We start from the raw sequence: 17,791 nt of genomic DNA, 5'->3' as shown, positions 1-17,791 counted from the left end.
GCGCGAAGGGGTTGTCAGCTCGGTGAACAGTTGACCAGGGCTGTCTGAGTCTGGACTGTTTTTTCCGGTCGGTTCGGTCATGGTAGGGTCCTCATTGGCTTCTTATGGTTCAGATCACGGTGCTGACATCCATAGGGCGGTTCATGTCGAGAAGCACGTCTGGCCCCTGACCTCGCCCGTTTTTTCAAGCTGCCAACTTGCACTGACATCCAACCCGAAAGCCGTCGTCAGCGTGTTTTCTACTGCAAACGCATTCGCTTGATATCCCGTTGCGGCGGCTCGCCGAAGAGACGGCTGTATTCACGGCTGAATTGGGACGAGCTTTCATACCCCACCAGCCCTCCCGCACTGCTGGCATCGACCTTCTCGCTCAGCATCAACTGCCGCGCCGCTTGCAAGCGAAGTTGCTTCTGATACTGCAAAGGGCTCATGCCCGTCACCGAGCGAAAATGCTGACGAAAAGTCGAAGGACTCATGTGGGCCGTGGCAGCGAGATCGTCCATACGCAACGTCTGGCAGAAATTAAGCTTAAGCCAGGCAATCGCTTTGGCAATGTGCTGGCTGGGGGAACCGACGCTGACGACGTGAAGCATTTGCGGCCCATGCGCACCCAGCAGCAGCCTGATGATGATTTCTTCCGTGACCAACGGTGCAATTGAATTGATCAACGCTGGCTCGTCGAGCAGTGCGACCAGGCGCTCGAGCGCTCCTAGCACGCCGGCATCCAGGTCATTCACGGTCACAGGTTTGAACCCGTCATCCTTGATTCGTTGCGAAAGTTGGAGACGCTCAGCAATCTGTACAACCGTGCGGCTATCGAACGTCAGCATCATTCCGAGAAACGGCTGGGCAACGCTGGCCTGGATTACATTCGAAATCACCGGAAGATCAACGCTCGTCACCATCGACTGGCCAGGTGAGTAAGTCACTACTTCTTCCCCGACAACCACCTGCTTGCGCCCTTGCAGGGTCAACCCCACCCCCAAGCCGTAAATGCAATGCAGCGGCAAGGTCTGCTTATGGCGCCGATGCAGGCTCAGGCCAGGAATCGCCGTCTCGACATCACCATCGGTTCGCGCAAATTGGCTCACTGCATCGGCGAGCTTGCGAGTATTGGTGCCAATCAGCGCACCCGAGGTGCTCTGAGCCAGAGAGACTTCGTTGGATGCAACCTTAAAGTGGGCCACGGTTTACTCCATTGCTGACGCGGACTATATCGGCCATGAGGGGCTAGGCGTTTGCAGCGGCGGCTTTACTCCCCAGACTCAGGCCAATCGGGGCATTGATGCGGGCAAGCGACCCCGGGCCCGCGCGGTGCCGAGCCACATGCCGGTCGGGCGCGACAGCCGCGACTATGACCTTGAGTATGCATCCGGAAAGGCGAAAGCGATTGCCCATAAAGAGCGCGTTATTGCCTATTTCGACGAGGCGGTGCTATTCCGCATAGTTGTAACCTCGTGTTGCAGAGAGAGGGGGTTGCTCGAATCGACAATAAAATCAGCCTAAACGGAGTACGGAATGTAAGTTTTCAACGCAGCATGGCCGAGTTGGGATGCATTTCATACAGAGCCTAGAAGAGCTTGATGGGTACGGTGGTCACCAGACGCCATTCATCATAGTTGCCGTCCACCTGCCCTCCCCTGGCCCGGTGGTGATACCAGGCGGGGCGTAGCGTAACGTTTTTGAGCGCTCCGAACTGGACGACATATTTCACGCCCATGCCAACCTCCCAATGACTGGCGCCGTCCAGGCTACGGACCCCATACCCCAAGTGCGCCCCGTTGCGATCACCATCGTAATGCGTGCCATCAATGTCCCAACCCTTGGCATACCAGGTCGTAAACCCAAGCCCTGGAGCCCCGAATGGCGCCATATCCAAACCGTACCGAATCATGGCTGCCTTTTCGTTCGGGCCGTTGAAATCGGAGTAGTACTGTACAGGGTTGTAGTTGCCGACTGTTTCTTGCGGATAATCGAAAAACTCGTTTCCAAACACTTGCTGATAGCCCGCACTGATCAAGTGGGGGCCAAATGTGAGCGTTTGCGAGATACTGGCAGAGCTGTTGTCGATATAGCCCAACTGGCGACTGCCCTGATCGTGCGTGCTGTAGTACGCGAGCTTGGTTTGCGAGCCCCATGCACCGAATTTGCCAACCGAAGTCAGTCCCGCATGGTATCGGTCCCATGCATTTTCATAGCGGTTGAAATATAAACTGCCCGTGACGCTGTGCCAGGGCAATGTATCGACGCCGGCAATGAACAGGCTATCCCCATGGTACTTGGGATTACCGTAGGTACTGACAAACCGGTCCGCGTTGGAGCTGGTTCGCCCCAGCACTCGATCGAACCAGGCTACCTGCGCGTTCATGCCGGGGATGTCAGTGCTCTTGAGGTGAACGCCTTGAAACGTGGGGGGAATAGCCCTGTTGTCCTTGGGCCAGAGCACGGGCGTATTGAGGCTGAATCGCCCTGCTTTGAGCTCAGTACCCTTCACACGCACCCGGGCATCAGCCACCCCGAGATGGCCCCAGTCATCGACCGGCGTACCATCGTTCTGCACGGGAACTCGATCGCCGCCACCCGCGATACGACCTTTACCCCGTTCCAGCAGTGTTGCGCCAAAGAAAGAAGCGTCAAAGCCAACGGCTACCAGTCCCGGCGTCCACCCGGTGACCAGGTTGAGCATCGCGCCCTGTACCCAAGTAGTACGCCGACTGGTGAGCTCTTTTCCGGTGCCTTTGGCAATGCTCAGTGAACTGCCTTCAAGCGTCCGTTGTTCAGCATAAAAGTTGCGAAGATCCAGCGTCAGGTGCGTATCCTCGACAAAGTCTTTTTCAACATCCTCAGCAGCGTGTGCAGCTGAAAAACACAGGGTAGGAAAAACAACAGCTATCAGCTTCCTCATTACCGCTCCTACTGCATTGGATTAAACGCATGAGGGCAGATAAAAGCGGAGGTTGCCTGGCCTGGGCAGCATTCTCCGCAGACATCTTAATTATTGTTTTAGTGGGCGCGGCAGCATTCGACATAACCCGGCTGCCCACTATAAAGATCCAGTCCCCAGAGCCAATTTAAAAAAAACGATCATAATAGACGCCGGTTATCGGGGGGCGGCGAAAACCAATCGTGATCGCGATATCCAACGGCGATCACTGGTTGGCACTAATGCTGCTTCAGTTACAACTGAGTCAAGCGTTGAACAAGGAAGGATTTTCTACATGAAGCTTCACCAGTTACGAGCATTACTGGCAATAGCAGAGAGCGGCAGTATTCACGAAGCTGCAAAGGTGGTGCATATTTCGCAACCTGCCCTGTCCAAAAGCATCAAGGACCTGGAAGAGGATTTGGGCGTCCCCCTTCTGGTGCGCTCCAATCGTGGCATCACTGTCACGGCTTACGGAGAACGTCTGGTAGACCGCGCTCGCCTGATCGTAGGGGAAACCCGCAAGGCGAGAGAGGAAATCAGCTTCCTGAAAGACGCGTTAGGCGGGCGTGTGTCGATCGGGGTTGCACCGGTAACGCCCACCCAGGAGTTCGTCAGGTGCATCCAGCAGTATCGCCGCCGTCATCCCACCGTCAATCTGCAGATCACCGAACTGCGACCCGCGCAACTGATGACCGGCATGCGCCAGGGTACCCTTGATATCGCCCTGACCAGCCAGCCGCCGAACCGAGCGCTGGAAGGCTTCGATTGGCATCATCTTTACCATCAGGAAATGACCGTCGCCGTCCGGGATGGCCATCCGAAAGCCAGCGCCAGGCGGTTGAGCGAGCTGCTGGATGAGGAATGGATTCTCCCTGACCCTATCGATGCGTCGGTTGCGTCGGACATGTTCCGCAAGAGTGAACTCAACGTGCCCGCACGTATCATCGAGTGCTCGTCCCTGCTTTTGTATGCCGAGTTGGCGATGTCGCTGGACGCCGTGAGCTTGTGGTCGCACCGGGCCTTTAATCTTTCCGTGATACGAAAGAACATGGTGCCGTTGCAACTGGACGACCACATTCCAACCACGGATATTTCGGTAGTTTCGCGGCCATCGTCCTTGATGTCGCCTCCTGTACGTAGCCTGGTCGAAGACCTGATCTGGGCTTATCGCTCCAAGGGGGCCTGATAACCAGCCCCTATCAGAATCAACATTGACCATTACTCAGCCCGACGCCCAACCCGCATGCTGGCCTACCTTCAGAACCAGGGAGATAGACCAATGGGTAGCCCAGCAAAACTGATTCCGGAAATCGTGGCCTGGCAGGACGAATTCGCCAGAATTCGCCAGGACATCCACCAACACCCCGAGTTGGGTTTCGAGGAACAGCGCACCAGTTCAACAGTGGCGGAACTGCTGTCGCAATGGGGCTTTGAGGTACACCGCGGCGTTGGCGGTACTGGCGTCGTAGGGGTGCTGCGCAAGGGTAGCGCCACCCCAGCCATCGGCATCCGTGCGGACATGGATGCACTCCCTATCAATGAAGTCGGGACCTGTGGCTACCGCAGCATCGCCACAGGAAAAATGCACGCCTGTGGCCATGACGGGCATACCGCAACCCTGCTCTGCGCAGCCAAGTACCTGGCACAGCACGGTCAGTTCAACGGCACCCTCAACCTCATCTTTCAACCTGCCGAAGAACTGATGGGTGGTGCACGCGCCATGCTGGACGATGGGTTGCTGGATCGTTTCCCCTGTGAAACGTTGTTCGCCCTGCACACAGCACCGGGACTTCCATTGGGGCATGTGCTCATTTGCGAGGGGGCACTGACCGCGTCTTCGGACCGCGTGACCATCACGCTCACCGGGGAAGGCGGGCATGGCGCCATGCCGCACAAGACGCGTGACCCCATCGTTGCGGCGGCCGCGCTGGTGGGTGCGCTGCAAAGCATCGTCTCGCGAAATGTGCCTGCCAGTGAGGTTGCCGTGATCACCGTGGGCGCCATCCAGGCGGGCGAAGCCCCTAACGTGATTCCGGACGAAGCACTGCTGCGCCTGAGTGTGCGAGCTACGAAGCCTGAAATCCGTGACCTGCTTGAGCAACGCATCGGCGAAACCGTCCATGGCGTCGCTGCGGCGCACCGCGTAAAAGGCCATATCGACTACGAACGGCTGGTACCGGTGCTGATGAATGACGGGGCGGCCACACAGCGCCTGCTTGATGTCGCCCGGGACGTATTCGGCGCCGAGCAGATCATGACGCGCGTGCCCAGTGGTTTCCTGGGGAGCGAAGATTTCGCCTGGATGCTCCAGGAGCGCCCCGGGTGCTACATCGCACTGGGTAATGGCACACAAGGGGCCCATGGCTGCTCGGTGCACAACCCTGGGTTTGATTTCAACGATCAAGCCATCGCCTACGGTGCAACCCTGTGGGCACAGCTTGTAGAAACGTCATTGGCTGCACGATAAGGAACGACTCATGCGCCCTGTTCGCCGCTCCGTTGTGGTGGTGCTTCTCATGCTGGTCATGATGCTGAGCATTGTCGATAAAACCATCTTCGCGTTCGCTGGCCCCAAAATCATCGATGAGCTGCAGCTGAGCCCCGTTACCTTTGGGTTGATCGGCAGCTCCTTCTACTGTCTGTACTCCATCAGCGGGGTATTGGTAGGGTTTCTGGCGAATCGAATTGCCACCCGCTGGATCCTGGTGGCGATGGCTATTGTCTGGATGGCCTCCCAGGTGCTCACGGGGCTCAGCCAGACGCTGGTGGCGCTGGTCATCGGGCGCCTGCTCCTGGGTGCAGGGACCGGCCCTGCGACTGCCGTCACCCAGCACGCCTGTTTCAAATGGTTCGATGCGCAGAACCGGGTTGTGCCCTCCTCTCTGATCCAGGTGGCGATCATGCTCGGGGCGCTGGCAGGTGGCATTGGCTTACCACTGGCCATCAACTGGGTCGGCTGGCGCGGCGCGTACTTCATGCTGGCCGGCGCAAGCGTCATCTGGATGGCAGCATGGATGGTGTTCGGTGCAGAGGGCAACCGGGGCACAGCCATCGAGCAGGCCCCGCACAGGGAAGGCGACTATCGCCGTTTGCTGCTGAACCGTACCTATGTGTGGATCACGTTGCTGGGCTTCCTGGGGTACTTGCCCAATGCCCTCGCCTACAGCTGGATCCCGGTGTACATGCAGAAGGGCTATGGGCTCACCCCGTTGGAGAATGGCTACCTTGCGGTGGTGGCGACCAGCCTCATCCTGGTGGTGAACATCGTTGTCTCATTGCTGGCCCGGCGCGCCGCCCTGCGGGGTGCCTCCCTTCAAGCCACCATGGTCGCGATCCCGATGGTGGCGTCAGTGCTGGCAGGCGTGGCTTACATGGTGCTTGTCCTCCATCACGGCAGCCGGGCATCCAGCATTGCCATCTATTGCCTGGGCGGGGTGCTGATCAATATCCTGCCGACGTTCAGCAATGCCATTGTGGCTCACATCGCACCGCCGCAGAAACGTGGCTCGATGTTGGCTATTCACTTGGGCGTCTCGACGAGCGCGGGCATCCTTGCGCCCTGGATCGTCGGGCAGATGGTGGCGCATTTCAACGGCGACATCGTGCGGGGGTTCGAGATGTCCCTTGCCGGCTTCGGCATCGCCATTGTCGCCGCAGGGTTGATGGGGTTGCGCATGGTGCGGCCAGAACACACTCGCCAGGCATTGGCAGCAGAAGAGGAGCAGAGCGCTTACCTGCTGAAGGCCGCTTCAATGTGAACCCCACCTGGGGACGCGCCTATAACCCCGGCGCCTCCCCAGCCTGGCCGATGGCGCGCTACTTCACCTGCGCCGTCAGCGCCTCACCAATCGCATAAAACTGCCCACCTGCGATGTAATGCAGGCTTCTGAGGGCCGGCTGCGCGCGGTCAAAATGCCAATGCCCATCCTCGAACACCTGCGGGTTGGCCCACGCCCCCACGACTTCACCCACGAACAGGTCGTAGGCGTCTTCGATATGCGCCTCGGGAATACGACGGCACACCAGCCACGCCGAGCAGCCCTGGACCAGCGGCACGTCATGGCCCGGGGCATCAAACAGCTGGGCGCCGGCGTGGGCGAGTTTGTCGGCGTCGTCGGCAAGGCTGGTGGTGCCCAGGTCGTAGGTCAACTGCAACTGGGCAACGTTCGGCACCTGCAGGGCGAAATAGCCGCTGGCAGTGATCAGAGCGCGGGTGGCGGCTATCTTGTCGATGACCACGGTGACTTTGGGCGGGCTGAAATCCAGGCCACAGGCCCAGGCGGCTGCCATGACATTCTCGACCCCGTCATGGCGGGCAGACACCAGAACGGTGGGGCCGTGGTTGACCAGCCTGTAGGACTTCTCCAGGGGAACCGCGACGATCTGCCCGGCTGCAAGTGCCTCGTTGAAATCCAAGAATGGTGGGGATGGCATCGCCTGGCTCCTTCTTACCCGGTGCAGGGCGCGCACGGCGCGCCCATGGTGAACACGGCGCTTGCGTGGGCAAGCAGCGAGGGGTAAGCGTATCGGTTATGGCCGTGAGATGAAATACGGGGTTGCCGATGTTCAGCGTCCCCCAACCGCCTGGGTATACACCTGCCAATCGACATTCCCGCCACTGAGCACCACAGCCACCCGTTTCCCGGCCATGGCGTCACGCTCTTGCATCAACGCCGCCAGGGCGCCGGCGCCCGCACCTTCCGCCAGGTTGTGGGTGTCGGTGTAGTACACCGCCATGGCCTCGGCGATCTGCGCCTCGCTGACCGCGACGATGCGCGCCGCGCCTTGGGCATACACCTCGAACGCCTCGGACACGGGCCGGCGCACCGCCATGCCATCGGCCAGGGTATCGGCCGTGGCGCTCTCCTGTAACCGGCCGCTGTCGAAGGACCACTTCGCTGCTGGCGCCCGCTCGGCCACCACACCGATCACCTGGGTGCTCAAACCCAGCGCATCGCGGGCGGCGATGACCGCGCACACTCCCGAACCACAGCCCATGGGCACGTAGACGGCATCCAGGTCGGGCACTGCGCTGAACAGTTCCAACGCGTAGCTGGCCACGCCTTTGACCAGTTCCGGGTGGTACGGTGGCACCAGATACAGCCCTTGTTCCCGCGCCAGGCGCGCGGCTTCCTCACGGGCTTCGTCGAAGTCGCGGCCGTGCTCCACCAGCTCGGCGCCGAAGGCGCGCATGGCGGCGTTCTTTTCCCGCGAGTTGCCCAGCGGTACCACGATCAGCGCCCTCACAGCATGGGCCCGCGCCGCCAGCGCCAGGCTCTGGCCGTGGTTGCCACGGGTGGCGGACACGATACCGCGAAGCTGCGGGTGGGTCTGGACCAGCCAGTGCAGGAACGTGATGCCACCGCGCACCTTGAACGCACCGGTGGGGGTATGGTTCTCGTGCTTGACCCACACCGTGCAGCCCAGGCGTTCAGCCAGCAGTGGCCAGGCATACTGGGGCGTGGCCGGCATCACCTGGTACACCTGGCGGGCAGCGTTGTCGAGGTCGTCGCGGGTCAAGCCATGCATGGTGCGGTCTCCTGGGTTTTCGCTCAGTCTAGGGAGCAGCAGGCGGCCTGGGCTTTCAGAAAACCGACCTGACGTTGACCACCGTGATTGCGTACCATGGTGGGCATGGATCACTCAGCGCACCTGCCACCTGCCACCGAACCGGTTCGCCGCGCCGAGGCCGGGCCGTGGGCGATCGAATTGCTGCCTGGGGCGCCGTATGAAGCCCGCTACGTGGCCAGCGAAGCAGCGATCGGCTTCGCCTTCGATAGCCAGCGCGGGGTGCATGCCATTGGCAGTGACCGGGTAGTGCCCTTCCAGGCCACTGCCAATGGCCTGGCGTTCGTGCCAGCGGGGTGCGACGTGTATTCCGCTTCGGCCCATGGCGGCGAATACCTGCGCCTGACCCGCGTGGATGGCCTGCCGCTGCGGGGTGAGCAGGCTTACAACAACCGAGTCGACCGCGCGGCCATGAACTTGGCCCGACGCTTGCGCAGCGCGTTGCTGCAGGGCGCGGCAGACGCCGACTGGGAAGGCTGGGCGCTGCAGTTGGCACAACGGGCGAGCGCTGGGCAAGGAGCACCGGGTACCGAGGGTGGCTCCATGACCAGCCGACGCCTGGCGATGCTTGACGATTTCATCGACGCCGGGCTCGACGGTGCGCTCAGCGTGCAGGCCATGGCCGCGCTGCTGGGGCTGTCCGAGGGGCATTTCATGCGTGCGTTCAAGCAGGCCACCGGCAGTAGCCCGCACAGTTACCTGATCGACCGCCGCCTGGCCCGGGCCAGGGCGCTGGTATGCGGTTCGCGCGAGCGCCTGGCCGACATCGCCCCTGCCTGCGGCTTCGCTTCCCAGGCGCACATGGCTACGCTGTTCCGCCAACGCCTGGGCGTCAGCCCGCGGGCACTGCGTGAATAACCCGCCTCACCCGCGCTGGGGCAGCGCCTGGTAAAGCTGCTGCACCGCCGCCTGGCCATGGCGCCGTTCCAGTTGGCGGACGATGAAATGCCCACGGGCCATGTCCTGGAAATGGTCGATGAAGGCCAAATTGATCAGCGCTCCACCCACCGCGCCAATCGCCGGTATGGCCTGGGCCGCGGCTTTCTCGCTGACCTGCACACTGAAACGCTGGGCGATGGCGGCCACCAGCTTGACGATGGAGCCGTCGGACAGCGATTTGGCCAAGGCGGCGCGCACGGCATAGTAGCCGGTTTCGGAGTCGTCATCGCCGGCGGACCGCCCGCCCAGGGCGAACACCGCCAGGCAGGCCCTCTTGGCTTCGTCGGTGTCCACATGTTCACCATGGGCGCGGGCGATATCGGCAATGGAGCGCAGCATGATCGAGGTCGACAGGGGCAATTCCACCCCCAGCCCGGTGAAGCCGAAGAAGCCCCCTACCCCGCCACTGACTGCGATCCCTGCCTTGTGCCAGCGGTTCGAGGCTGCCACCCCCGGCGCGTCCTTGAGGGTGAAGACCGCCGCTTCCACTGCCTTGAGCAACGCTGACTGGGTAATGCCGGCGATGCGCGAGGTCAGGCTTCTGGGCAGGCGCGCCAACGCGCCCTCGATGGGCATGCCGATGACGTTGGTCACCTTGGCCACGAAGCCGGGGTTCTCCAGCAGGTTCTTTGCCAGTTGCAGTTGCTGGCGGTCTTCGTCGGGGATGCTCATGGTTCGCTACTCGTCGGGGCCGTGATCACAGGGGTACTCTTGCGACATCACGCGGGGCCGTTTGTGCCGCTTGTCGCGGTGCATCAGGCCGCGCGTTCCGGGAAGTCAAAAAACCTGTGGCACCTTGACCTTCCCCTTGTGGCAAGGTCTACCCTTTACCCTTTTACCAGCAGGAGCACTTCCATGACCCGACTCTTGAGCTTCATCCTGGCCGCTGGCCTGTGCAGCGCCGCCTACGCCGCCGACACCACCGAGGCCATGAAAGCCGAATACCAGCATGCCGCCCACGGCATGTCCGCTGACATGAACATGGGCAGCACCAGCGACAACCCCGACGTGCTGTTCGTGCAAGGCATGCTGCCGCACCACCAGGGCGCGGTAGACATGGCCAAGACTGAACTGAAGTACGGCAAGGACCCGGAAATCCGCAAGCTCGCCGAAGGCATCATCAAGGCCCAGGATGCCGAGATCGCGCAGATGAAAGCCTGGCTGGCCAAGCAGCCCAAGTAAGCCAGCGGTAGCGGACCTGGCCGCGCCGGAATGCACGCGGTGTGCCTGATGCAACGCAGCGCCTGGGACGCGACCTGGTCCGCGGGTGGGTCACGCCGCCAAGGTAGCGCCGCCGTCGACTACCAGGTCCTGCATGGTCACATGGCTGGCCAGGTCCGAGGCCAGGAACAGCACCACGTTGGCGATTTCATCCGCGGTGGCGATCTTGCGCAGGGGGATGCCGAGTTTGTGATGCTCCGGCAAGCCGGCGACCAGGCGGTCGAAACCCTGAGGGCCGCCGACCATGTCGCGCAGCATCGGGGTGTCGGTGGAGCCCGGCGATACCAGATTGCAGCGCACACCGTAGGCCGACAGCTCCAGGCCAATGCAGTTGTTCAACGACACCATGGCCGCCTTGGACGCGCAGTACGCGGCCATCTGCATGCGCGGTACGTGCGCGGCGTTGGACGCGATGCTGACCACCGCGCCCTTGCCCTGGGCCTTGAACACCGGCACCAGTTGGCGGAACAGGTAGAACGGGCCCGAGACGTTGACGTCGAAGCAGGCCTGCCAATCGGCGACCGACAGCTCGTCACTGTTGCCCAGGCGCAGTACGCCCGCGCCATTGACCAGCACGTCGATACGCGGATGCTGGCCGAGGATTTCCTGGCAGACCTGCTCGACGGCGTGGGCGTCGGTAACGTCCAGTTGCACAGTCTTGAACGGGTACTCGGCTTCATTGAAGGCACGGTCGAAACCGAGCACTTCGGCACCCGCGGCCTGGAAGCGCAAGGCCACCTGCAAACCGATACCTTGCCCGGCACCGGTGACCCACACGCATTTGTTGCTGAAATCCAGCATACTCATGAATAAAACTCGCCAAAGGCCGCCCTGCCCGGGCGGCTGAAAAAAGGGATCAGCGTTTGCTCGACAGCGCGGCCAGCCAGCCAGCCAGCGTTGGCTTGGCGGCCAGGTCGGCGAAGCTGACGTCCAGGCCTTCGCGCTGCCAGTTGCCGATCAGGGTCATGACCTGCACCGAGTCCAGGCCGAAGTCCATCAGGTTGTCGTCCGGCTCAGGCTCGCCGTCGTCGGCGTCCAGGAACGGCTGGACCTGGGCCAGCAGCCATGCCAGGTCCAACGGTGCCTTGGCCGAAGCGCCGATGATGGCCTGGTTGGCGATCACGTAACCGCTGCGGGTGGCCACGTAGCGCAGGGCCATGCGGTGTTCTTCTTCAGAGAAGTCTGCCAGGGCATCACCGACGAAGAATGGCTGGATATCACGCATGAAGGCTTCGGTGGCGCTGACCATGCAGCCGATATGGGCGTATACGCCGCAGACGATCAACTGGTCGCGGCCACCTTCCTTGATCATTTGCTCCAGGGGCGAGCGGATGAAGGCGCTATAGCGCCATTTCACCAGCACGGTGTCCTGGGGCTCGGGGCGCAGCGGTGCTACCACTTGCTGTACCTGGCGGCTGGCGGTGGTCAGGCCGGGGCCCCACATGTCGTTGAGCAGCGCGCGGTCCTGGGGGCTCTGTTCGGACGGCTGGGCCGTGTACACCACGGGCACGCCATGGGCGTGGCACCAGGCACGCAGGGCGACGATGTTGTCCACCAGCTGTTTGACCAGCGGGCTGCCTTCACCGTAGAAATCCAGGAAGTATTCCTGCATGTCGTGGATCAGCAGCACGGCGCGGGAAGGGTCCAGGTTCCAGGACACCTTGTTGGCCGGGAAGCTGTCCGGGGTGGGCATGGGGTAGCTGGCGAGTTTCGGGATAGCCATGGAAAAGCCTTATGCGTGGGTGAAGGCAGTGCGCAAGGTGTCGCGCAGTTGCTTTTTGTTGATCTTGCCCACGGCCGTCAGCGGCAGCTCGGCCATGAACTGGAAGCGGTCGGGCAGCTTGTAGTCAGCCACGCCCTGGGCACGCAGGTATTTGCGCAGGTCCGACGGTTTCAGCGCGGCGTCGCTGGCCACCACACAGGCGCAGCTTTTCTCGCCCATCAATTCGTCAGGGATGGCCACCAGGGCCACGTGGGTGACGGCCGGGTGGTGCAGCAGCAGGTTCTCGACTTCTTCGGCGGCGATCTTTTCACCGCCGCGGTTGATCACGTCTTTCACCCGCCCTACCACTTTCAGGTAACCGTCGGCGTCCTGCTGAACCACGTCACCGGAGTAGTAGAAACCTTCGGCATCGAACACCTGGGCGTTCTGCTCGGGGGCCAGGTAGTAGCCACGGAAGGTGTAGGGGCCACGGGTGGCGAGCATGCCCGGCTCACCCAAGGGCACGGCACGGCCCTCTTCATCCAGCACGCGGATCTCGTCGTCGGCGCTCATCGGGCAGCCCTGGGTGGTGAACACCCGGTCGCTGTCGTCGTCCAGACGGGTGTAGTTGACCAGCCCCTCGGCCATGCCGAACACCTGTTGCAGCCGGCAGCCCAGTTCTTCGGGCACCCGGCGCGCCAAGGCTTCGGAGAAGTTCGCACCGCCCACTTGCAGCACCTTCAGGCTCGCCAGGCGCTGGCGATGTTCCGGCGCGGCGCGCAGCCACAAGGCCACGGCCGGCGGTACCAGGGGTACCCAGTCAATGGCGTGGCGCTCGATCAGCGCGAAGCAATTGAGCGGCTCAGGGTCGGCGGCCATCACCACGCAGCCACCGGCGATGAACACGCCCAGGGCGCCAGGGGAGCTCATGGTGTAGTTGTGGGGCGCCGGCAACGCGCACAGGAACCGCGTGGCCGGGGTCAGCCCGCACAGTTCGACGCTGCGCCGCAGGCTGTAGTAGTAATCGTTGTGGGTACGGGGGATCAGCTTCGGGGTGCCGGTGCTGCCACCGGACAGTTGGAAGAAAGCCACCTCACCGCCCGCGGTCGGCGTAGCGCCGAAGGGCACGGGGCGCGGTTGCAGGCAGTCCTGCAGGCTCAGCACATTGGCGCCCGCTTCGCCGTCCAGCACCACGGTGGCCAACGTCGGTGCAACATCACGCAGTTCAGCCAGGAAGTTCTCATTGGCGAACAGGCCATGGCGGCGGGAGGCGATCAACAGGCGCGGCTGGATCTGCCGGGCATAGGCCAGCATCTCCTGGCGCTGATGGCTGAACAATGCGTTGACCGGCACTACGCCCAGCTTCAACAGGGCAAAGAAGCTGACGTAGAACTCGGCGACGTTGGGCAGTTGCACCAGGGCCGTGTCATGACGGCGCAGGCCGGCCGAGTGCAGGTGCGCGGCCAGGTGGCTGGACTGGCGGTCCAGCTCGGCGTAACTCAGGGTGCGTTCGCCGCAGATGATCGCCGGGGCCTCGGGACGCGCCTGCACCTGGTCAGCGAGGATGTCGGTCATCGGGCGGTCGAGCCAGTAGCCCTGGGCGCGGTAATGGGCCGCCAGGTCATCGGGCCAGGCAGTGAAAGCGATACTCATCAGGCACCTACCTTGGCGTCAAGGCCACAGGCGGCCAGCATGGTGCCAAGCTTGGCCTGGGTTTCCTTCCATTCCGACTCGGGGCACGAAGCCTCGACAATGCCAGCGCCGGCGAACAGGCGAATACGGTCGTGGTGCACCGTACCGCAGCGAATGGTCACTACCCATTCACCGTTGCCATGGCTGTCGCACCAACCGACCATCCCGGCGAACAGACCACGGTCGGCGGGTTCGCACAGGTCGATGAGCTTGCGCGCCAATTGCGTCGGGGCGCCGCACACGGCGGGTGTGGGGTGTATCTGGCAAGCCAGTTGCAGCACGGACGTCTGCGGGTCACGCAGCGTGCCTTCCAAGGCCGTGGACAGGTGCCACATGGCTGCCGTGCTCAACAGCGACGGGCCCGCGGGCACGTCCAGTGCGCGGCACACAGGCTCAAGCACGTGGCGAATGTCGTCGATCACCAGGCGGTGTTCGTACTGGTCTTTCTCGGACACCAGCAGAGCCTCACCCACTTCACGGTCTTCGGTGGCATCGGCACGGCGCTTGGCCGAGCCGGCCAGCGGGTTGGTGAACACCTGATCGCCCTGCTTGCGCACCAACAACTCAGGGCTGACCCCGATCAGTTCGCCGCCGTCGGCCATGGGCACCCGGAAGTGATAGCCGGAGCGGTTCTGCGCGGCCAGGTTGGCGAGGATCTGCTCGACATCGGCCGGCTCGGCCAACTGTACTTCCAGCTGGCGTGACAGCACCGCCTTGCGAATGCTGCTGGTGCGGAAGTTGGCGATGGCCTGGGTAACCGCCGCCTTGAAGCCGGCTTCATCGGGAATGCTGCGCTGGGCATGCACCTGGGGGCGATGGGCCTGGCCCTGGCCAGCGTCTGCCAGCGGCGCTTCGCTCCATGAATGTTCACGGGGTACGTACAGGCACGAGGGCTGATGGGTGTCGAAAGGAATGGCGCCCATCACGATGGGGTTGTCGATACCGGCGCGACGCGCTTGCTCAAGGGCGGCGCCCACTTCGGCCAGGAAAGTGCTGGAGCTGACGCCACCATTGCCGGCGGGGGTGGTGATGCGGGTGAAGATGCCCTGGGCACGCAGGCTGCGCGGGCCAGTGCGGAAAAGGAATTGAGCCGGCTGGGCGCTGGTGTCAGCAGTGCGGTATCGCTCGTGTTCCTTTTGGTGTGTCGTCATGACGTCGCCTCATGTAAATGAATGAGAATTGCTATCAATAATGTTCAGGTTATGGATAGCGATTCCACTTGTCAACGCGACGTCGCCCGCAGGCAAATGGCCATTCCTCAGCGCTTCAGCGTTGGTACAGTCACTGTCAATGTGCCACAGGCGCCCCTCATGGCCCTGCGGGACCGGGTGCCGCTGCATCGTCATGCTCTCGCCAAGGTGCAGTGATCCCTTCCCAGACCGCGCCCGGTCCCCTGGGCAATGCCCAGCTCACTGCAAATATGTATCATTAATGTTACCGGCTCACACACACTTCTGCTTGCAGACCTGCAGCCCATTGATAAAAATGGGAATTATTCTCTCTCAGGGACGTTACCTGCCATGACCCTTCGCCTGCCCTTCCCTTCCCTGCGCGCCGGCCTGTGCCTGTTGGCCGCCTGCCTCCCGTTGCTGGCCCAGGCCGACGCCAGCTGGCCACGCACCGTCAGCGGTGAACACGGCAGCGTGGTCCTGGACCATGCGCCCAAGCGCATTGTGTCCACCAGCGTGACCCTGACCGGCGCGTTGCTGGCCATTGATGCTCCCGTGGTGGCCAGCGGCGCCACCGTGCCCAACAACCGCGTCGCCGACGACCAGGGTTACCTGCGCCAATGGGGCGCCATCGCCAAGGCGCGCAATGTACAGCGCCTGTACATCGGCGAGGCCAATGCCGAATCGGTGGCCATGGCCGCACCCGACCTGATCCTGATCAGTGCCACCGGTGGCGACTCGGCCATGGCGCTGTATGACCAGCTGTCGGCCATCGCCCCGACCCTGGTGGTCAACTATGACGACAAGAGTTGGCAAGACGTGGAGCGACTGCTGGGCCAGGCGACTGGCCATGAAGGCCAGGCCCAGGCACTGATCAAGGCCTTCGCCGACCGCCAGGCCCAGGTGCGCAAGGACCTGACCCTGCCGCCCCAGCCGGTATCGGCGTTCGTCTACAACCCGGCAGCGCGCCAGGCCAACGTGTGGACCCGTGAATCGTCCCAAGGCCAACTGCTGGAACAACTGGGCTTCCAGTTGGCCAGCCCGTCACCGGCCGTGGCCAGCAACCAGACCATGGGCAAGCGCAAGGACATCATCCAGGCCGGCGGCGAGCACATGGCGGATGCGCTGACCGGGCAGACCTTCCTGATGTTCGCCGCCGAGCCGGCCGACACCCAGGCCGTGCTGGGCAACACCCTGCTGGCCCACCTGCCGGCCGTGGGCAGCCAACGCGTATACGCGCTGGGCGCCGACACCTTCCGCCTGGACTACTACAGCGCCAGCCACTTGCTGGACCGCCTGCAGGCACAGTTCGGCAAGCCCGGCACTCAGGCGCCAGCCGCCACCGCGTCGAACTGAACATGACGCAGCTGGCGCATGGTCAGCGCCAGCACCAGCCCCACGGCGACCGCCGCCAGGCCGAAGGCCATGGCAGCGGGCGCCGGCAACAACCATGAGCCCAAGCCCCCCAGCAGCGCTGCGCCCAGCGCATCGCCGCTGACGTTCTGCGCGGTCCACAGGCCATTGACCCGCCCCAGCAAGTGGTCGGGGGTCTGGGCCTGGATCAGGGCGTACTGCAACAGCGCATTCACCGCACTCAGGTAGCCGAAACCGGCCAGGCACAGCAGCGCCAGCCAGAACGCCGGCATCACGCTGAACAGGGCGATGGCAGCGAAGGCCAGGACCGCGCTCGCGATCATCCGCTGTCCAGGCCGCGGCGTTGCCGCCAGGCGCCCACTGGTGATGGCACCGATGGCCGCGCCCAGGGGCGTGGCGGCATACATGAAGCCCAGTTGCATGGCGTTCAGGTGCCAGTCGCTGCCCAGCGCCGGGTACAGCACACGCACCGCGCTGGCCAGGGTCAGCAACCCCCCAATCAACGCCACGGTACCCACCACGCGGTTCTGGAACAGAAAGCCGATACCGGTGGCCAGTGCGCGCAGCGGGTGCTCACGGGGTACCGGTGGCGGCGGCAGGCTGGGCAAGCGCAGTAACAACAGCACGGTGACCAGCGTGCCCAGGGCCGCCAGGCCGTAGTTCCAAGCCACGCCACCGAAGGCGATCAGCAGCCCGCCCAGCAGCGGCGACAGGATCGAGCCAAGGCGCACGGTGAGCATGCTGATGGCCCCCGCCTGCACCATGTGCTCGCGGCCCACCAGGGCAGGCGTGGCGGCCAGCAGTGCGGTGACGCCGATGGCGCCGAAAAAGCCGTCCCACAGCGCCAGGCCGTAGATGGCCAGCAACGAGGGTTGCGGCAACAGCGCGTTGAGGCACAGCCCCACAAAGGCCACGCCACAGGTGGAGCGCGCCAGCAGGATCAGTCGACGGCGCTCGTGCCGGTCAGCCAGTACGCCGCCCAGCATCAAGCCGACGAACATGCCGGTGCCGGCCAGCGTCACCGCCAGCCCCACCTGAATCGGCGAATGGGTCAGGGCCTGGATCTGCACCGGCATGGCGATGGCCAAGAGGCCCAGGGAAATCAGCGAGATCAGCCGCGCCAGGAACACCGCGCGAAATGCGGGGTGACTTTTGAGCAGGCTCAGGTTGATAAATACAGATGGTCTAGCCATGGGTCCC

Annotated in this window: 16 protein-coding genes; 6 read left to right on the top strand and 10 right to left on the bottom strand. The window is 63.1% G+C overall.

Annotation, left to right across the window (positions count from 1 at the left end):
• Positions 1–239 precede the first annotated feature (239 nt).
• On the bottom strand, positions 240–1,127 hold the full coding sequence (locus QBK88_RS20780) for an AraC family transcriptional regulator (protein WP_445764973.1): 888 nt from the start codon (positions 1,125–1,127) through the stop codon (positions 240–242).
• 443 nt (positions 1,128–1,570) lie between these two features.
• Positions 1,571–2,905 (bottom strand): OprD family outer membrane porin, encoded by a 1,335-nt coding sequence (locus tag QBK88_RS20775; protein ID WP_277963525.1) that lies wholly within the window; start codon positions 2,903–2,905, stop codon positions 1,571–1,573.
• Between the two features lie 313 nt (positions 2,906–3,218).
• Here QBK88_RS20775 and QBK88_RS20770 point away from each other — a divergent pair, with 313 nt between their 5' ends.
• From QBK88_RS20770 to QBK88_RS20760, 3 genes are all read left to right on the top strand, one after another.
• Complete coding sequence (locus tag QBK88_RS20770) at positions 3,219–4,112, top strand: LysR substrate-binding domain-containing protein (protein ID WP_277963524.1); 894 nt, start codon at positions 3,219–3,221, stop codon at positions 4,110–4,112.
• Between the two features lie 93 nt (positions 4,113–4,205).
• Positions 4,206–5,393, top strand: coding sequence for a M20 aminoacylase family protein (locus QBK88_RS20765; RefSeq protein ID WP_277963523.1), 1,188 nt, complete (start codon positions 4,206–4,208; stop codon positions 5,391–5,393).
• 10 nt (positions 5,394–5,403) lie between these two features.
• Positions 5,404–6,684, top strand: a complete 1,281-nt coding sequence (locus QBK88_RS20760; protein ID WP_277963522.1) for an MFS transporter — start codon at positions 5,404–5,406, stop codon at positions 6,682–6,684.
• Between the two features lie 58 nt (positions 6,685–6,742).
• Here the strand turns inward: QBK88_RS20760 and QBK88_RS20755 are convergent, their stop codons facing one another.
• Both QBK88_RS20755 and QBK88_RS20750 read right to left on the bottom strand, forming a co-directional pair.
• A complete protein-coding gene (locus QBK88_RS20755) occupies positions 6,743–7,360 on the bottom strand; it encodes a flavin reductase family protein (protein WP_277963521.1) in 618 nt (205 codons plus the stop codon).
• Positions 7,361–7,492: 132 nt separating this feature from the next.
• Positions 7,493–8,455 carry a threonine dehydratase gene (locus QBK88_RS20750; protein WP_277963520.1) on the bottom strand — a complete coding sequence of 321 codons (963 nt, stop codon included), beginning with the start codon at positions 8,453–8,455 and terminating at the stop codon, positions 7,493–7,495.
• Between the two features lie 96 nt (positions 8,456–8,551).
• Between QBK88_RS20750 and QBK88_RS20745 the strand changes: the two genes are divergently transcribed.
• Entirely contained in the window at positions 8,552–9,352 is an 801-nt protein-coding gene (locus QBK88_RS20745; protein WP_445764972.1) for a helix-turn-helix domain-containing protein, read from the top strand.
• 6 nt (positions 9,353–9,358) lie between these two features.
• Here QBK88_RS20745 and QBK88_RS20740 read toward each other — a convergent pair whose 3' ends face one another.
• Positions 9,359–10,105 carry an EcsC family protein gene (locus tag QBK88_RS20740; protein WP_277963518.1) on the bottom strand — a complete coding sequence of 249 codons (747 nt, stop codon included), beginning with the start codon at positions 10,103–10,105 and terminating at the stop codon, positions 9,359–9,361.
• A 183-nt stretch (positions 10,106–10,288) separates the two neighbouring features.
• Here QBK88_RS20740 and copM point away from each other — a divergent pair, with 183 nt between their 5' ends.
• Complete coding sequence (gene copM / locus QBK88_RS20735; RefSeq protein ID WP_268142836.1) at positions 10,289–10,615, top strand: CopM family metallochaperone; 327 nt, start codon at positions 10,289–10,291, stop codon at positions 10,613–10,615.
• A gap of 90 nt (positions 10,616–10,705) precedes the next feature.
• Here copM and dhbA read toward each other — a convergent pair whose 3' ends face one another.
• Genes dhbA through QBK88_RS20715 form a run of 4 tightly spaced genes read right to left on the bottom strand, consistent with a single transcriptional unit; the run spans position 10,706 to position 15,199 of the window.
• The gene (gene dhbA, locus QBK88_RS20730; protein WP_445764970.1) at positions 10,706–11,461 is read right to left on the bottom strand and encodes a 2,3-dihydro-2,3-dihydroxybenzoate dehydrogenase; all 756 of its coding nucleotides are present in this window, start codon (positions 11,459–11,461) and stop codon (positions 10,706–10,708) included.
• 49 nt (positions 11,462–11,510) lie between these two features.
• Complete coding sequence (locus tag QBK88_RS20725; RefSeq protein WP_268142839.1) at positions 11,511–12,377, bottom strand: isochorismatase family protein; 867 nt, start codon at positions 12,375–12,377, stop codon at positions 11,511–11,513.
• Between the two features lie 9 nt (positions 12,378–12,386).
• Entirely contained in the window at positions 12,387–14,009 is a 1,623-nt protein-coding gene (locus QBK88_RS20720) for a (2,3-dihydroxybenzoyl)adenylate synthase (RefSeq protein WP_277963517.1), read from the bottom strand.
• Entirely contained in the window at positions 14,009–15,199 is a 1,191-nt protein-coding gene (locus tag QBK88_RS20715; RefSeq protein WP_277963516.1) for an isochorismate synthase, read from the bottom strand. Before QBK88_RS20715 ends, QBK88_RS20720 begins: the two co-directional genes overlap by 1 nt.
• Positions 15,200–15,568: 369 nt before the next feature.
• Here QBK88_RS20715 and fepB point away from each other — a divergent pair, with 369 nt between their 5' ends.
• Complete coding sequence (fepB, locus tag QBK88_RS20710) at positions 15,569–16,573, top strand: Fe2+-enterobactin ABC transporter substrate-binding protein (protein WP_277963515.1); 1,005 nt, start codon at positions 15,569–15,571, stop codon at positions 16,571–16,573.
• On the opposite strand, the gene entS is transcribed toward fepB, so the two are convergent.
• The gene (gene entS, locus QBK88_RS20705; RefSeq protein WP_277963514.1) at positions 16,543–17,784 is read right to left on the bottom strand and encodes an enterobactin transporter EntS; all 1,242 of its coding nucleotides are present in this window, start codon (positions 17,782–17,784) and stop codon (positions 16,543–16,545) included. The genes fepB and entS overlap by 31 nt on opposite strands.
• Positions 17,785–17,791: the final 7 nt, after the last annotated feature.

Origin of the sequence: Pseudomonas sp. RIT-To-2, from assembly GCF_029623465.1 — a bacterium.
GTDB classification, from domain to species: domain Bacteria; phylum Pseudomonadota; class Gammaproteobacteria; order Pseudomonadales; family Pseudomonadaceae; genus Aquipseudomonas; species Aquipseudomonas silvicola.
This window is presented reverse-complemented; position numbering and strand designations above follow the sequence as displayed.

What these genes read in the sequence shown, in the direction of transcription:
- QBK88_RS20775 (WP_277963525.1), bottom strand. Translation starts at nt 2,905, where the DNA reads ATGAGGAAGCTGATAGCTGTTGTTTTTCCTACCCTGTGTTTTTCAGCT.
- QBK88_RS20770 (WP_277963524.1), top strand. Translation starts at nt 3,219, where the DNA reads ATGAAGCTTCACCAGTTACGAGCATTACTGGCAATAGCAGAGAGCGGC.
- QBK88_RS20765 (WP_277963523.1), top strand. Translation starts at nt 4,206, where the DNA reads ATGGGTAGCCCAGCAAAACTGATTCCGGAAATCGTGGCCTGGCAGGAC.
- QBK88_RS20760 (WP_277963522.1), top strand. Translation starts at nt 5,404, where the DNA reads ATGCGCCCTGTTCGCCGCTCCGTTGTGGTGGTGCTTCTCATGCTGGTC.
- QBK88_RS20755 (WP_277963521.1), bottom strand. Translation starts at nt 7,360, where the DNA reads ATGCCATCCCCACCATTCTTGGATTTCAACGAGGCACTTGCAGCCGGG.
- QBK88_RS20750 (WP_277963520.1), bottom strand. Translation starts at nt 8,455, where the DNA reads ATGCATGGCTTGACCCGCGACGACCTCGACAACGCTGCCCGCCAGGTG.
- QBK88_RS20745 (WP_445764972.1), top strand. Translation starts at nt 8,552, where the DNA reads ATGGTGGGCATGGATCACTCAGCGCACCTGCCACCTGCCACCGAACCG.
- QBK88_RS20740 (WP_277963518.1), bottom strand. Translation starts at nt 10,105, where the DNA reads ATGAGCATCCCCGACGAAGACCGCCAGCAACTGCAACTGGCAAAGAAC.
- copM (WP_268142836.1), top strand. Translation starts at nt 10,289, where the DNA reads ATGACCCGACTCTTGAGCTTCATCCTGGCCGCTGGCCTGTGCAGCGCC.
- dhbA (WP_445764970.1), bottom strand. Translation starts at nt 11,461, where the DNA reads ATGAGTATGCTGGATTTCAGCAACAAATGCGTGTGGGTCACCGGTGCC.
- QBK88_RS20725 (WP_268142839.1), bottom strand. Translation starts at nt 12,377, where the DNA reads ATGGCTATCCCGAAACTCGCCAGCTACCCCATGCCCACCCCGGACAGC.
- QBK88_RS20720 (WP_277963517.1), bottom strand. Translation starts at nt 14,009, where the DNA reads ATGAGTATCGCTTTCACTGCCTGGCCCGATGACCTGGCGGCCCATTAC.
- QBK88_RS20715 (WP_277963516.1), bottom strand. Translation starts at nt 15,199, where the DNA reads ATGACGACACACCAAAAGGAACACGAGCGATACCGCACTGCTGACACC.
- fepB (WP_277963515.1), top strand. Translation starts at nt 15,569, where the DNA reads ATGACCCTTCGCCTGCCCTTCCCTTCCCTGCGCGCCGGCCTGTGCCTG.
- entS (WP_277963514.1), bottom strand. Translation starts at nt 17,784, where the DNA reads ATGGCTAGACCATCTGTATTTATCAACCTGAGCCTGCTCAAAAGTCAC.